Raw genomic sequence first — 16,627 nt, 5'->3', positions numbered from 1 at the left:
ATGAATTTTAATAAACGACTTATAATCCAGTTTATTTTACAACACGTTTTTGTCTTAGTTACGTTACTTATCGCAGTAATTGCTTCTTTTTCTTATTTAATTTTTCTTCTTAATAGTACTTTATATGAACCTAATATTTCTGATTATGATACCTTTACAATCTCCGAATATATTTCTTCTGAAGACAATAACATTACTTTAAAATCTGAGGTAAAAGATTTAATAACAGAAAAGAGTGATTGGCTTCAAATTGTAGATGAAGATGGAAAGGTCCTTTACAACTTTAATACGCCTAACGATGTTCCGACCTCTTACACAAAGACATCCTTACTTACGTATTTACAGAATAGTAACAACAATATTTATAAATTTAACTATTGGGAAATTAAATTAGAAAAGAAACCAGTGATCGTTATTTACGGTGCCAAACTAAAAAGTAATGCATTACTAAAAACGATACAACAAGGACACCCTTCTTTATCATTAAGTGAATTTGCATTAACTGAACAAGAAAAACAATTACTTTCTAAAGAAAAAGCAACACTGCAAATATTTAATAACAATGGCGAAGAAGTTTTTTCCTATCCAACTGGGAAGAAAAAAACATTTTCGGCTATAAAAACGGCTCTTAATGAAAAAGAACCGTGGAATTATAAAGAAAATACATCTAGTTTTTACGATTCAAATAGCGGTCATCTCGTCGTTGTATCCGCCCCAAACGCTCATTATTATCCAGATGATGAATTAGATGATATATTTACCAAGAAACTTCTAATCGGATGCAGCTTAATCCTCCTTATTGTGTTTGTTTATTTAGTCATTCTTTCAATTTGGTATGGAAATAAGTTTGGAAAGCCTTTATTACACACGATGCGCTGGCTTAAAAACATAGCCGGAGGAAAATATGAAGAACCTGTTAGTAAAAAAGGCAAACCTGTTCGGTTTCGGCGCTCCGGTAAAGAAAAATGGTCGTTCCGCATATTTAAAGATGTTACAAACTCACTAGAGCACCTTTCTATTACTTTGAAAAAGAACGATGCAATGAGAAAAGTACTGCAACAAACACGTGAAGAGTGGATTACCGGCCTGACGCATGATCTAAAAACACCGCTTAGCTCTATATACGGCTATGCATTATTACTAGAATCGAAGCAATATAATTGGACGGATCAAGACATTCAACAATTTGGCCATGTAATGAAAGAAAAATCTCAATATATGACTACATTAATTGACGACTTAAGCTTAACATATCAATTAAAAAATGATACTCTTCCTGCGCAACACGTAAATGTTGAAATTAATCAGTTCGTCCGAAAAGTACTATTACAATTTATTAATAACCCGACACTCCAAAATCAAAACATTGAATTCGTGCCAAGTTCAAGCAAAATCCAATATTTTATTGAAGAAAAATGGTTCCAACGTATTATCGAAAACCTACTCGCAAACGCTGTAAAACATAATAATGAAACGACAAACGTAATCGTAAAACTTTCGCAAAATACAAATTCATTTACACTATCTATTTTAGATAATGGAAAAGGTATGGATGATAAAACGAAAGAACTTCTATTCGAGCGATATTACAGAGGAACGAATACAGAAGAAAGCAACATCGGAACTGGACTTGGTCTCGCCATTACAAAACAGCTCGTTCATGCCCATAACGGAACGATTTTCATTGATAGTGAACTTGGAAAAGGAACGACGATTATACTTGTGTTTCCGTTTAGTTCGTAGAAAAGGCGCTATATGGCGCCTTTTCTTTTTTGGATCATTATTTCGTGAAGGAAATTTTGTTGAGTATCTTTTATTTTTTCTTTTCTGGGGAAGTTTTTCGGTAAATGAAATTATATCGATGATTTTCTAAATATATCAACCGTAACTCGAATTATATCAGCGATTTTCAAGATATATCGATTTACCGACAAAAATCGTCAAATATAGCAACCTATATTATAAGAGCAGCTGTTTCATATTTCTTACAAACAACGATTCAACAATCAGGTTTTTACGAAATAAAAAAGCGAACCACTCAGTGGCTCGCTTTTCCTCCTATTACTTCTTCTTCACTGGTATCCAAAGCTCAACTTGAGCAAATTCACTCTTATCTGCATGGCAACGCTCATCGTATTGTTCAAACTCTGTAACTCCGCAATGTTCATATCCTGAATGCGGGAACCATTCTGAGAATACAGCATTCCACGTTTGGTGAATAGACGATACCATTTCTTCATGAGGAACTTTCGGCGTTGTAAATACTGCATATGTTGCGGATGGGAATGTACGCTTTGCAACTTCATTTGGTACATTTTCAAAGTCTGTAACTTCCATTCCAATAATATAAGTGAAGTCCCCTGTTTCTAAATTAAAATCAGTACATAATCCTAGCTCTACCCATTGGCTCGTATCTTTACGATTCGGAATCGTCGTTCCAAGATCTTTTTGTAAATATTCTTCCCAAAATGCTGGGATATCTTGATGGTTTTTTCCTTCTTTACTTGTCGTCTTCAGCTCATAACCCGCCATTAAAAATTCTGGTTTATTTACAATACGATATTCCATTTGTATGCCCCCTAAATATGGATTTAATTTTCTTTGTTTCACATTCACTCTATAATACATTGGTGTTTCAATTTCTTGTTTTCGATATTCACTTGGTGTCATTTGAAATAATTTTTTAAAGGCTCTCGTGAACGTTTCGTGAGATTGAAAGCCATGCTCAAATGCGATATCAATAACTTTTTCATCCGTATGAGAAAGTTGATAAGCTGCCCGGGCTAACCTCCTCTTTCGAACATACTCCATTACTGTATCGCCTACTAACGCCTGGAATACACGATGAAAATGCGACTCAGAAAAACCTGCAACACGTGCTAAATTACGCAGCGTTTGTTTTTCCATTACATCTTCCTCAATATAATCAATTGACCTTTGAATTTGTGTTTCATAGCTTTCCATCTCTGTTCACCCGCCTTATATGTATTATGATAAAAGAGAATCCTATCCAATTCTTGACGTTTTTTACTATAATTTCGTAAAAATTGTAACTTTTTTATATGTATTTCGTTGTTATGTATGAAGGGAGGGAAATGTAGTGAAACGTAAACAATCATTAGAAGAAATTTACTCAGAGCATATGCAAGATTTATTTCGCTATCTTCTCTCCCTAACCGGAGATTCTCATAGTGCTGAAGATCTCATGCAAGAAACATTTTATCGAATGCTCGTCCATATTGACTATTATAAAGGAGAAGAAATTAGGCCGTGGTTATTTACAATCGCCTACAACGCCTTTATCGATTGGTACCGAAAAGAAAAGAAGTATAAAACAACGCAAATTGAAGAATTCCATTTACCAAACGTGCCAAGTACAGAACACTCTTATTTCGTAAAACATGAGATTGCTAGTTGGTTACAAAGTATATCCTCTCTTCCGCTCGAAAGACGAAATGTGTTACTACTACGAGATTACTACGGATTCTCTTATAAGGAAATAGCAGAAATGACTGGTCTCTCGTTAGCAAAAGTAAAAATTGAATTACACAGAGGACGAAAAGAAACGAAAAGCATAAAGGAGTGATACAGATGGGTTGTGAAAAATTCAAAAAACTGTGGGAGAAGTACGAAAAAGGAACGCTCACACATGATGAACAAGAGCAGCTAGAAAGTCATATTGAGACTTGCGAAGAGTGTGAAGTGCATTTGGATGAGTTGCTTGCGAAGACCGAACCCGTTAAGAAAAGGTTACCGCCAAAAGATCTTAAAGTTCCTTTTTGGAGGATTAAGTGGAAACATCGGTTACAAACGGTTGGTTTTATACTAGCAATTTGTATCGTTATATATATGATTGGCGGGGTATTATCTGCCTTTTACTTTCAAGCTGATAATGATAAAAGGCTAAAAGAAATAAGAGATGTTCCTTCTCTTGCGCTTGAAGCAACTATCCCAAATAGCCGCGTCATGGGGGGCGGAACAAGTGTAGAAGCTTTCTTTCGAACTAACAGCCAATTTGATTTAGTCAAAACGATTGGTAAAAAAGAAATGCCTCTCGGTACAATAGAAACGAGCAGCTTCTTATCTTCTTTAAATATCACACATAAATCTTGGGTGAACATGCACTATCAACCGAACATCCACTTTGTTCATCCAAAAATAAAACAAGGTGATTATTTGAAAGAAGCATCTAAAAAGGTTTGGGATACACTTGCAAAGGTACATGAGGGAACCGTTGCAGAAGTAGCAATTTCTTTTGATAAAACTTACACTTTAAAAGAATTAGAACCGCTTTTATATAGCATATTCGAAGCACAAGAACTCCCTCCAACTCCTGTATGGTACGCTTTAGATACAGGACAAGAAAGAAAAAATGTAGATGACTATATCTTACATGGCGGAGAAGCTATAGGATTTCCAGAACATGTAAGATTTCTAGGTAGTAACGCAGACAAGTACAAAACGCCAGAAGATCAAGTAATCGAAATGATGCGCGTCCTTTCTATCCATAAAAAAACGGTAAGTAAAATAGCAGCACTTCCTGAGAAAGAACTAAACTTAGATAAACGTTATAAATATGTAAAAGATAACGGCGTAAAAGTATACGGCATTGTCATTACTGGGCCGTCGAAAGAATTATTAAAATTACAAAACTCCCCGCACGTACGTTATGCGACTCTTGGAGATATTGAGGTTTGGAATTGGTTTGATTAGTGAAAATGAAAAAGTTGTGTAGAAAATAGCTGCTATTTTCTACACAACCTTTTTAATAATTTAAAACCTATATTTCACTAACAGAATCCGTGAATAAAGCGTGGAATACGTTAACTTCCCCCATACGTAAACATTCCGTTTCTATATCAGGAATTGTAGTTCTAGCAACCTCTCGTTCTACTCTTACAAATCCTTTTGTATTCATTAGTTTTTCAAATTTACAAATGGTATCCATTTCTATATCAATGATTTCAAAAGCCCACTCTCTTAACTCTTCATCATATGTTGTTTTTAATACGTAGTAATAATAATATTTATCAAGTAAGCTAACAAAAACCCCTAAATCAAGGCGCTCGCCTCTTGATTTTCTTATCCAATCAATATCATCATTTAACATCGGTTCTTTTCCGTTTAGTAACACATTATATTCTAGACAATTATATAGGTTTAAATCTGTATAGTCTGACACGTGATAATCACAAAATGTTGACTCGATTAAAGACAAAATTTCCTTTTGAGAGCTTTCGTTTTTTATAAAACTCTCTTTTAAGGCTACAAACTTTTTATGCTCTTTTGACTCCTCGTACAATCCTTCTTCTTTCACGATATTTTTCGGAAAGAATTTGTAAACTGTTTCTTTTAATTCATTCATCATTTCAGGTTTTGCCGTTTTAACCATTCTGTAAATCCTCCTATGTTAAAAAGAATTCTCACCGCAATAAAGAATCACACCCTAAATATGTTATTAATTAACAAATAAATTATATTAAAATAAGCAATATGATTCAATTCTGTTTTTTTAAAATTTTTCTGTTATAATGGCTGATTCCGAACATTTTCTTTATCATAATATGAAAATTACAACAAAAAACGACAAAAAACTTTAAATTACCTTAAAAAATATAACAATCCCTATATAAAGAACGAAAGATCCTAAAGCGATTATTGAAAAATATATTATTTTTGTCACATTAAAAATTAGTGCTTTTTTCACAAATTATTTTTGGTGGAAAACTTTATAAAATTTATTTTTCACTATAAAAGGTATTTCTCTGGTAAAATATTATAGTCTCGTAAAAATGTAACACATTTCCATACGAACAACCCTTTAAAGCGAAAAGGTGTCATCATAATTGATGACACCTTTTCCTATTACAAATAAACTAATTAGAAATCACTTTCACATACATCCCTCTTATCGCCTTTTCATAAGCGATATCGCTCATCTGTCTTATTTTTTCCGATATAACAGACGATCGAACAACTTCACCTTCACGAAGTAATGGAGGATCAATAAGACGCACTTTATTTTTCTGATGTAGATCATACTCATCTCTATCTTCTTTTACTTCTATACTTGGATGAACTTTTCTTAATAAAGCATCTACTTCATGATCTTTACATAGCTGTAATTTCGTAATAAGCTCATGATCTTCAAGAAGAAAATCATCTGGATGGATTATCTTTTTATGAAGAGCTAATTTTAACGTTTTAGCTAACATATCGTTTCCATAAATATTCATTGGTTTCATAAAGAAATCAATTACTTCTTTGTAATACGTCTTCGTAAACCACTCTGCCATTTCGATACTTTGAAGAACCATTTTCCCATCTACTTCGATTAAGTCCTCTAAAAAACTATGAACTTCTTCTAAAGAAATATATCCATATGTAAACATATCCCGTAATGTGTAATCCACTCGGTCTGCACATAATTCTGGCGCAGATCTTTCAAGTAATGTCCACTTCGAATCATCTAACAAAATATCTTCATAGTTATAACCATGTTTTGAAAGAATCGCCGGAATTTCCGAGTTTTTCACGACAGCACTAAATATTTCTTCATGATAACTTTCATTTTCGTTATCAAAAACATAATCAATCACATGAGAAAAAGCAGTATGCGATACGTCATGCAGTAAACCAGCAATCTGTTCTTCTACTGAACCACCAAGCTTTTTAATTAACAACATAGCACCAACTGAATGATCAAAACGTGTTACATTCCATTTCTCATTCATTAAGTAACTTGCCCCGGCTTGATGAACCCCTTTCAGCCTTTGCACAGGTTTACTTAAAATTAATTCTTCTAACACTTTATCTACTTTAAACTCACCGTATATGACATCTGATATGATCACTTAAAATCCCCCTTTTTAAGCAGCGTCTTCTATTTGTTTTAATTCATTTGTTTTTATTGAGCGCTCCTTATATGGAGCCTTTTTTTATTGAAAAATGTGGGGACTTTCATTTCTATCAAGCTAAGATATTAAAGTATCCCAAAAAGAAAATTTTATCTCTTCATAGTTGTCCATGGGAATTCAGTTCGTTTTTTTATTTCGCGAAACAATGTACTTCTTAACTTGATGGCGATGTGGCGAGTTCCTTTTCTTCCTCCACTCCGATTATACCTATTGAATTTTCTTCTCTCTTATCTCATGCCAGCCACACTCTCTCCAAATAATTTTTAAATAAAAACATGGATAAACTAATAAATATAAATTAGGAATCCACCAAGAAATATCGAAATCTAAACGGATTGTCCAAAATGCTAGAGCTTGTAATCCTGAACAAAAAGTTAAAATTAATGATACGAACGCAAAATGGCTCCAAATAGGATTTTGTTTAAAGTGCAAATACAAACTTAAGAATCCCGTCAACGAGATTAATAAATCTAAAGGTAGAAAAGACCAATTCCATGCCACTAAAATAGGATTTTGATAATCTTTAAACAAATATTCTTGTGGAATCATATGAAAAATTGTTATGAACCAATACATAACGAACCCAATATCAGTAATAAGGAAAAAATATTTTAAACGGTTCAATGTACATGCTCCTCCACCACTTCTTTTTTCTTCTCTTCATGTGCTGCACTATTAAAATTTAAGATTACAACTCCAATTAAAATAAAAAGAATCGCTAGTATCTTAATTACATTGATACTTTCTCCAAAATAAACAAAACCAATTATTGTAATCGTTACAATTCCCATACCTGACCAAACTGCATATGCAACGGACATCTCCATCCCCTTTAATGTAAATGACAGAAATGAAAAACTTACTACATAAAATACAAAAATAAGAATACTTGGGACAAGTTTCGTTAATCCATCAGATAGTTTCATCGCAGTTGTACCAGCTACTTCAAATAAAATTGCGAAGCATAAATAAATCCACTGCATTATTCTCCCACCTTCTATTTCGAATTGGAAATTCCATACAACAACATGTCCATAATTGATTCAAGCATACTTCCTAATGTATATTCACTCTTTTCAATAAACATAGGATCATATATGCGATTCAGTGCTCCTAAATATACTTCAATAAAAAACGGAACTTGAATTTGTCTAATACTCCCTTCCCTCATTCCCTCCTCTATTAACCGTATTACAGTAGACCAACCTTCACGTAAAAATTGATCTAATTTCAACCATTGATTATAATGGTTCTTTTTTAGTTCTACTAATAAACGTGCATCCATGAATTTAAATTGTTGTGGAGTGCAAATTAAAATGCTTCTTATTTTTTCAACTGTTTGTAACGTATCATCTTCAGCGATATTTTTTTCCTTTTCTTGAATACTTTCTATAACATTGAGAATAACTTCATCTACTATCTCATCTTTTGAAGAGTAGTGCTCATAGATTGTCCTCTTACTCACAGCTAATTGTTTTGCTAAGTCACTAATTGTAAATGTAAATCCCTTCGTTTGAATTTGATAAATTGTTTCTGTTAATATTCTTTGTTTCATAATCCGCCCCCTAAACCCTTGGTACCCATTCAGTTTTATTGGTACCATTTTATTTTACAATATTTAACACTACCTACACAACTAGTATTTCACAAACTCTCTTTTATTTAACGAATTAAAATCGCGTCTGTTAGTTCTCCTAGTTCAGCTATTTAATATCTCAATCGTTGTTTCAGCAAACCAAAAACTGGTAAAATATAAGATTACTGAGGACGATAAAGGTGCATTTATAGTATCTTGATCACATAAATTTAAGAAATTAGATGCGGAAAGTAAAAAACTACATGCACAGTTACAATTTGTTTATGCAGAGGTTTATGAAAAATAAGGGGCCATACCTGACTGTTCAACAATCGGGTTAATTTGCAGGGTAATACTGATACATGAAGCTCTAGATAAAGTTAAACGCAACTCTATAGTTTTTAGGAATTACGTCGCATACTGTTAGAAATTTGATAACATAAGTATATTATTGAATTTCATCAAAAAATATTACCTAAATAATGATAGGTACAATGCAGCGAACGAAGCCACTTGGAAACTAATTTATAATTATAGTATGAAAGGTCGGATAACTATGAGTAGTTATTTTCCAAAAGCGGGGAAGTTAATTGGTGGGATAATTATGCTTATTATTTTTCTTTCATCTCTTTGGCTTATATGGACTGGAGAAACAAACATTCGTTATAGTGGAGATCATAAGGGCACGATGCCTTTTTGGAACAAGTGGATCCCTGTTATTGTCGGTATACTCCTTGTCCGTTTCTTACCATTTCATCATAAAAACTATAATCCCCTTCAACAGTCTGAACCAAGGCGCATCATGATTCAAGCTATTGTCTTATTCTTGAGTGGATCCCTCTTCACGATTAGTCTTCTCACCACGAACTTTGAAGAGATGGCATTACAATTGTGGTTTATGATATTTAAAATTATTTTATTATTATTCACCCCATTAATGCTTCTTTTGTTTTATAAAAGTAACCCTAAAAAAGAGCGACCAAGATCTGTAAAATCAATAGAGAATAATAGATGGTATCGTTTTACACCACTTATTGTCATTATAATCTGGGGTTACTTCAACTTCTTTTCTACATTCTCTACACCATTTGTTTCAGCGAGAATGGAACCCACGGTTTTAATCTTAATTTTACTCGTAGGGTTTCTTATAAATAGTGTACTTGAAGAGCTTTTTTATAGGGTTTGGTTGCAAACACGTTTGGAATTATTACTAGGTATTTGGCCGGCTATTCTTCTTACTTCATTGTTATGGGCGAGCTGGCATATCGCATTACACGGCTCTGGTCATTGGGATGTTGATACAGCTACGGTCATTGCAAACCATGGTATCGTAGGTCTATTCTTAGGATGTTTGTGGGCACGTTATCGCAAGGTATGGGCAATTATTATTGTCCATGGACTAATTAATGCACATCCACAACAACTAATTGAGATTATATTCAAGTAAAGGGCGCGATTGCGAAATAAAAACTAAAATGGGCTATACATATTAATCATGTATAGTCCCTTTTATATATAACCCTATGCAAAAGTAACCTCCACCTGTACAATTTCCGACCTACTTCCAAGTCTTAATGGTGGTCCCCAGAATCCAAACCCAGAAGAAACAATCGCGTGGAATGCACCTTTTTGTGCGTATCCCCAGTCTAGTTCGTACATTCTTCTCGTTACAATATGATTCGGTGCCATTTGTCCGCGGTGCGTGTGACCGGATAGTAGTAAATCAACGCCAGCATCCGCTGCTTGTTTTAATTCAAATGGTTGGTGATCCATTGCGATAACAGGAAGCGATTTATCTACCGTACTCATTAGATTTTCAAAGCTTTGACGATCACGCTCTGTTTTATCCCTTCTTCCGACGAGATAAAAATCATCTTCAATTGTAATGACTTCATCTAAAAGAATACGAATATCAATCTTATCCATCTCTTGTAAAAACTCAGGAACAGCTCGGCCGTAATATTCATGGTTTCCTAACACACCATATACGCCTAATGGAGCTTTCATCTGTTTCATGATTGGTCCCATATTTTTTTGAATGAACACACCTGGATGATCATCGATAATATCACCCGGCAGTAAAATAATATCGGGTTTCATTTCATTTACATGACGAACGAGTCTCTTTAAATGAGCAACTCCAGACAGTTTACCGAAATGCATATCAGAGGCCATCGCAATGCGTAAACTTTTACGCCCTTCTACTTTTTTCGGTATGTGCACTTCGTACTTTCTTACTACTGGACTATATGCGTTGAATACTCCATACGCAAAAATAAAGATGAACGCAAGTAACACGGCCAATCCTGTCCAAACAATTGCCGTCTCTTTCTCCATTGAAAACTGTAGAAGGAAAACTGTAATATCGGCTAACGGCAATAACATAAGCGCGTATTGTATAACCGCAAACCAAATTGAACCGACCGTTCGCAGGAAAGGAAGGAATTTAAACACTTGTACGAGAATGTACGCATATGAAATAAATCCGACTATGAAAGCGTAATATCCCCAAGATTCCCAGCCGAACACCGTACTGAGCCAAATCCATCCGTTCCAGCCGATGTAAAACATGAGTAGTGTGTATACAATTAAAATAGTGAATATATTGAGATAACGAAAATTTTTCACTGCTAGCCTCCTTATTGATTTCTTCTATTATATCTTGTTATGTACCAATAACGTAAATATTAAGCATTCCAAACGGACCGTAATAAGCTGCTTTATCTGCTACAGCACAAAGTTATTTTTACAGGTTTTCTTTATAGTAACCTGCTATTTGTGATCCTCTGGCATTAAATCGGACATTTTTTTGTAACTGATATATTAAAACCACCTTTTCTTAGAATTAGTTTTTTTCGGTCTATAATCCGTATATCCTTTTTTATACACCTTATAATATCCATCTACAAAAACCGCCACGTCCGGAATCAGTCCTATCCCTCCACCAGCTTTACTACCAGTGAATAGCGCTCCTTTGACCGCTGATTTCGCTATATTTTCACTTAATTATAAGAGCTACTTTTCTTTTTTTAAATCCCACTGGCTATCCCAACACACATACATAGAAAACAGTCTGCAAGAACGATAAGTTGTGAGTAGTTCACTGACGAGAAGATTCATAGTCAAATATAATACATGATAGTATTACCAAAAATACTACACCACTATATTGTATAGCAAGGGGAATACCATTTAAAACAGACGCTAATATGTCTGTAAATGTAACAATAAAAAGTAGTGTAAGTATCGTTAACATAAGTGCGGCTGAAAATAAGAAACCTTGTTTGATACATTTAAAAATCCAGCCGATTCCAATACATATTAAAATTATACGTACTGGATACTTTAAAAGTATCAAAAATAAATTGTCTATACTATTAAAATTCATCATCAAATTCACCAAGATCACTTTCTGGATTTTTTATTATTTTAACGCTAGTTTTTATATGTTTGTTTATGTCCTTTGTATACTGCCTATCCAAAACATAAGCATTTTCTATTAATCTAACGCCCACAAATGCTTTGAGACTTAATTTTAACCTGCTTTTCTAGCAGCTTTATTCACATATTCCTTGTTATAGGCTGGCCTATTTTGCTGTTTATAATTATGTTTACCTGTAGAATACCAAAGATAAAACCCTGCGTATAAAGACAATCCTTTCTCTTAACATTGCAATTCTCTTTAATCGTTCGTTCATATTTATCATCCTCATATATTAAGTAACTCAACATAATATAGCGTATCATCCGTCTGAAAATACATAACAGATCCGCGGCTATAATAAGTAACAAATTGAATCGGTTCTCCTAGTTCATTACGAAGATTCATATCATGCACATGATTATTATTTAAATCATAAACAACCAACTTTTTGTCTAGAGTAATGAATACTACTTTATCTTGAGCGACCGCAAAACTTTCCGACCATATTTCCCTAATTAAATTTATTTCATTCCATGACATATGAATTTTTTTATCTTTCATTTGAACTAAAGGAAATTCTGAATAATAATAGAGCCAAACGTCTCCATCTATAACGTTCATTGCATAACAATCATCTATATAAGGTATATTATATTTTTCTACATATTGATCATAACTATCAAAAATAAATTGACCTTTAGAATCAAAAGCAACTATACCATTTACTCCAATTGGGCACTCTCCGAAAACCCCTTCATCACAATAACTAACCCATATATCTTCATTCACATCAACCTGACAATCTTGAATCCCTTCTCCGGCATAAAACTTACAATGTTCACTTCCGTCCGAATTATAAATAACCGCATTATCTTCTTCATAATTAAATATAAGTAACCATCTCTCTCCAATTCGTTGCATACATTGGACAGATTCAACATCGATATCTACGTTTAAATTGAATTTACTTATATTCACATTATTTTTATCCAAATAAATAATACAAGGTCGATTCTGCTTGTCTTGTACTAGTAACATTACATTTTGTTTATAATCCAAACTCATTTTTTTAAACTGATAGGCTTCAACAATAGACTTAAAACTTATTAACTCTTTACACACAATATCTTTCATATACATCAAAACCCTCTCATTTATTCTGAACATAAAAAAATAAGCATTAAACCTCCTGAATCTTAATAAGTTTGACGCTTTCGCCTCTTTCACTTGTTTTTCTAATAGTAAAAGATCTTCTTCCTTCCCAATTACTAAACTAATAGCCTCTAAAAGCAAACCGAATATACAAGTAAGTACCAACACCATAAATACCAAAAGTAATTACAAATCATTTCCCTATTTATTCTCTATCTTTTTAAATTCCATGTTGCTCCCAACAATATACGCTGTTCTCTTTAACAGCATATATTGTTTGATCCCTTGAAAAAATATACTCAAATTGAATAGGATTTCCATCACTATCTACTATTAATAAAGTTGATATTTTTTTATTTGCAAGTGAATATGCATGTATTTGATTAGTATCTACATCAAAGATAATAGTATTTTTTATTTTTAAACATAGTGATGTATGATTCAATGCTGTTTCATACAGAATAACTTGTTCATATCGTTCTTTATTAATTTGTGTGAATGTATGTGTTCCTTGCTCGTTATAGTAAGACATTAAAATATTCCCTGTCTTCTGTATATGTATTGCTGTACAATCACAGACAGATCTCCTTATTGAATTATTGAATTCATTAGTAATTAAATCGCCATTTTTAGAGAAAATAGCTAGTCCGCTCTTTTCCAATTTATTAGTATCATATATATTTTCCCAATCTATCGAATCGAACTCTTCATCTGAAATAAACAATTCATCTACAGAAGTAAATATACCTTCTTCACTATAGCCAACCAATAAATGTTCTTCTTCATCAACTTGAAAATATTTTATTCCATTTCCCAAATAATATGAAGTAATGATATTTCCTTTTTTATCAAAAATTGTAGCCGTTGTATCTTCCTTTTTCTCAACGAAACTTTTAACCAAAATCCAATTTTCTCCTAAAGGTTGAATGAAGTTAAAATATTGATTATTTTCTATAGTATATTGTTTCAAAACGCCAGATTTCAACGAGTGTATAATTTTATAATAATAAATGTCTGTAACCTTTTTATCCAATACTAAAATTATAATATCTTGTTTATTTCCCGTTGCAATACAGAGAATTTCCCCTTCTACACATGAAAAATCCATCCGCTGATTAAATACAAGTTTTTCCACAATTAACAAACCTCCAATGAATCAGTAATAATCTAATTCCCCTCACTCCTGAAAACCTTCTTTATATTTATACTTTTACAATCGATACAAGCTGATTTCCATCACTGAATGTTGCTGTTACAGACTTTATTTCTTTTCCACTCTCTACAACTTTAACACTTGTACGGTTTCTAAAACTATCATATATGCAAGATTTACTTCTTCCATTTTGTAATGTCGCGTTTAAAACGTTAGCGCAAATGAATTAAAATATTTTCTTATACGAATAAACATCAAACAAGGTGTACTATCTATCTTATTTGCGATGAATGAATAATGGAAACACAAGAAATTAAACCCATAAAATAACTTTCCTTCATTACCTATTCCCCTTAATATACCAATCAGTAGCATCAATTTTTTCTAAAAATCCTTATCCCAAAAACAAAAAAATGCAGCCCCTATACGTACTCATATAGGGACTGCACCTTATTATTAAATAACAAAATCCTCCGGAATAAACACTTTCACTTCTCTCGGATGTACGTATACAAACTCACCTGTTTGAATGCCTAGCTGTCTAAACTGCTCTTTACTAATTTCTGCTTCTAGATACTCATCTGTTCCGTCGCGCTTCAATTCTACATATACGACAGGGCCAACTGCGTGAGAGTATGTTACTTTCGCCGGGATGGCATCTATACTTTGTTTCGTACGATCGATTGATAGGTGATGTGGTCTTACGTATCCCACTCCGTCTACGTTTGAAACGTGCTTATGCTCTGGTGCTTCTAGCTCCACCGATCCTACATTTAGTTTACCTTTATGAACGCGGCCGTGAAATAAATTCACGTTTCCTAAAAAGTCGTATACGAACGGACTTGCTGGTTTTTCATATACTTCTTCCGGCGTTCCCATTTGTTCAATGCGTCCTTCATTCATTACAACGATGCGGTCCGCAACGTCTAACGCTTCTTCTTGGTCATGCGTTACGAATACGCTTGTAATTTGAAATTCGTCATGTAGTTTCCGGAGCCATCTTCGCAATTCTTTCCGCACTTTTGCATCAAGTGCACCAAACGGTTCATCTAGCAATAAAATTTTCGGTTCGACTGCAAGTGCCCGGGCTAGTGCGATACGTTGGCGTTGTCCGCCAGATAATTGCGCTGGATAACGTTTTGCGAAACCATCCATTTTTACTAGTTTCAATAGTTCTGTTACTTTTTCTTTTATTACTTCAGCTGAAGGTCGTAAGTTTTTCTTTCTTACTTTTAAACCGAAAGCGACATTTTCAAATACATTCATATGTTTAAAAAGTGCATAGTGCTGGAAGACGAAACCGACTTGCCGGTTTTTCACGTGAATATCAGTTAAATCTTCCCCATCAAAAGAAATCGAACCTCCATCCGCTTCTTCTAGGCCTGCAATAATTCGTAATAACGTCGTTTTCCCAGAACCTGATGGGCCTAATAAAGCGACCAGTTCTCCTTTTGGAATATCTAAATGAATGTCTGTCAGCGCTTGAAATGTACCATATTGTTTTGATACATTTTGAATTTGAATACTCACCGCACTCACTCCTTATTGTCGTTTTTCCATTCTCCATTCAATCCAGTTTTTTATAACGAGCGTAAAAACTGCGATGAGTGACATTAAAGTCGCCACAGCGAACGCTGCTGAAAATTGATATTCATTGTACAAAATTTCAATATGAAGCGGCATCGTATTTGTCATGCCGCGCACGTGACCAGATACAACGGAAACGGCGCCGAATTCACCAATGGCCCGGGCATTACATAAAATCATGCCGTATAAAAGGCCCCATTTTATATTAGGTAATGTAACGCGCCAAAACATTTTCCATCCGCTTGCGCCAAGTGATAGAGCCGCTTCTTCTTCACTTTTCCCTTGCGCCTGCATAACCGGGATTAATTCACGCGCAACGAATGGAAACGTAACAAAGATCGTCGCAATGATAATACCAGGGACAGAGAAGATGAGCTTTATCCCGTGTTCCATTAACCATCCGCCAAGATTCGCACGAGGTGTGAAAAGTAAAACGAATACTAATCCTGCAATGACTGGTGATACAGCAAACGGCAGTTCAATAAGAGATAATAATACTTGCTTTCCTTTAAACTGAAACTTCGTAATAAGCCAAGCTGCTGCTATTCCGAATATCGTATTCAGCGGTACAACAATTAATGCAACGAGAAGTGTTAACCTGATTGCCAAAAATGCTTCTTGATCTGTTACAGCGGCAATATATACATCAATTCCTCGTTCGAATGCTTTCATAAAAATTGTCACGAGCGGCAGTAATAGAAAGAGAGATAAAAATAAAATTGTTATCGTAATGAATAAAATTGGTACAAACTTAAAGTCTTTTTTAGCTGATACGCTTTTTACTATTTTCTTTTCTAATAATGTTGGTTCCATTTTCT

15 protein-coding genes are annotated in these 16,627 nt (G+C 33.9%); 4 read left to right on the top strand and 11 right to left on the bottom strand.

All coding sequences use genetic code 11. The features are described from left to right. Positions 1–1,743 carry an ATP-binding response regulator gene (locus tag ABH957_RS13560; RefSeq protein ID WP_404511443.1) on the top strand — a complete coding sequence of 581 codons (1,743 nt, stop codon included), beginning with the start codon at positions 1–3 and terminating at the stop codon, positions 1,741–1,743. A gap of 318 nt (positions 1,744–2,061) precedes the next feature. Here ABH957_RS13560 and ABH957_RS13555 read toward each other — a convergent pair whose 3' ends face one another. Further along, positions 2,062–2,964, bottom strand: a complete 903-nt coding sequence (locus ABH957_RS13555; protein ID WP_404491221.1) for an AraC family transcriptional regulator — start codon at positions 2,962–2,964, stop codon at positions 2,062–2,064. A 136-nt stretch (positions 2,965–3,100) separates the two neighbouring features. On the opposite strand from ABH957_RS13555, the gene ABH957_RS13550 reads away from it, so the two are divergent. Beyond that, positions 3,101–3,586 carry an RNA polymerase sigma factor gene (locus tag ABH957_RS13550; protein ID WP_002125854.1) on the top strand — a complete coding sequence of 162 codons (486 nt, stop codon included), beginning with the start codon at positions 3,101–3,103 and terminating at the stop codon, positions 3,584–3,586. Positions 3,587–3,591: 5 nt separating this feature from the next. Next, the gene (locus ABH957_RS13545) at positions 3,592–4,713 is read left to right on the top strand and encodes an anti-sigma factor (RefSeq protein WP_404491222.1); all 1,122 of its coding nucleotides are present in this window, start codon (positions 3,592–3,594) and stop codon (positions 4,711–4,713) included. A 67-nt stretch (positions 4,714–4,780) separates the two neighbouring features. Here the strand turns inward: ABH957_RS13545 and ABH957_RS13540 are convergent, their stop codons facing one another. From ABH957_RS13540 to ABH957_RS13520, 5 genes are all read right to left on the bottom strand, one after another. Continuing rightward, entirely contained in the window at positions 4,781–5,392 is a 612-nt protein-coding gene (locus tag ABH957_RS13540) for a hypothetical protein (protein ID WP_113937630.1), read from the bottom strand. A 484-nt stretch (positions 5,393–5,876) separates the two neighbouring features. Beyond that, positions 5,877–6,854 carry an HD domain-containing protein gene (locus tag ABH957_RS13535; protein WP_113937629.1) on the bottom strand — a complete coding sequence of 326 codons (978 nt, stop codon included), beginning with the start codon at positions 6,852–6,854 and terminating at the stop codon, positions 5,877–5,879. Between the two features lie 270 nt (positions 6,855–7,124). Beyond that, entirely contained in the window at positions 7,125–7,541 is a 417-nt protein-coding gene (locus tag ABH957_RS13530) for a YvaD family protein (RefSeq protein ID WP_016093106.1), read from the bottom strand. After that, complete coding sequence (locus ABH957_RS13525) at positions 7,538–7,900, bottom strand: DMT family transporter (protein ID WP_016093107.1); 363 nt, start codon at positions 7,898–7,900, stop codon at positions 7,538–7,540. The genes ABH957_RS13530 and ABH957_RS13525 overlap by 4 nt, the downstream gene beginning before the upstream one ends. 14 nt (positions 7,901–7,914) lie before the next feature. Next, positions 7,915–8,472 (bottom strand): TetR/AcrR family transcriptional regulator, encoded by a 558-nt coding sequence (locus ABH957_RS13520; RefSeq protein WP_002087086.1) that lies wholly within the window; start codon positions 8,470–8,472, stop codon positions 7,915–7,917. Positions 8,473–9,049: 577 nt separating this feature from the next. Here ABH957_RS13520 and ABH957_RS13515 point away from each other — a divergent pair. Beyond that, positions 9,050–9,940: a CPBP family intramembrane glutamic endopeptidase gene (locus ABH957_RS13515; RefSeq protein WP_016093109.1), complete on the top strand. Its 891-nt coding sequence runs from the start codon at positions 9,050–9,052 to the stop codon at positions 9,938–9,940. A gap of 74 nt (positions 9,941–10,014) precedes the next feature. Here the strand turns inward: ABH957_RS13515 and ABH957_RS13510 are convergent, their stop codons facing one another. The 5 genes from ABH957_RS13510 to cysW form a co-directional block, all read right to left on the bottom strand. After that, positions 10,015–11,121 carry a metallophosphoesterase gene (locus ABH957_RS13510; protein ID WP_113936559.1) on the bottom strand — a complete coding sequence of 369 codons (1,107 nt, stop codon included), beginning with the start codon at positions 11,119–11,121 and terminating at the stop codon, positions 10,015–10,017. 1,081 nt (positions 11,122–12,202) lie between these two features. After that, positions 12,203–13,051 (bottom strand): hypothetical protein, encoded by an 849-nt coding sequence (locus tag ABH957_RS13505; protein WP_404511509.1) that lies wholly within the window; start codon positions 13,049–13,051, stop codon positions 12,203–12,205. 238 nt (positions 13,052–13,289) lie between these two features. Continuing rightward, entirely contained in the window at positions 13,290–14,204 is a 915-nt protein-coding gene (locus tag ABH957_RS13500) for a hypothetical protein (RefSeq protein WP_404511440.1), read from the bottom strand. Positions 14,205–14,678: 474 nt separating this feature from the next. Beyond that, positions 14,679–15,752 carry a sulfate/molybdate ABC transporter ATP-binding protein gene (locus ABH957_RS13490; RefSeq protein ID WP_002125843.1) on the bottom strand — a complete coding sequence of 358 codons (1,074 nt, stop codon included), beginning with the start codon at positions 15,750–15,752 and terminating at the stop codon, positions 14,679–14,681. 12 nt (positions 15,753–15,764) lie between these two features. Beyond that, positions 15,765–16,622, bottom strand: a complete 858-nt coding sequence (gene cysW / locus ABH957_RS13485; protein WP_215598961.1) for a sulfate ABC transporter permease subunit CysW — start codon at positions 16,620–16,622, stop codon at positions 15,765–15,767. Positions 16,623–16,627 lie beyond the last annotated feature (5 nt).

Source organism: Bacillus sp. RC242, assembly GCF_044908245.1.
Lineage (GTDB): Bacteria > Bacillota > Bacilli > Bacillales > Bacillaceae_G > Bacillus_A > Bacillus_A mycoides.
This window is presented reverse-complemented; position numbering and strand designations above follow the sequence as displayed.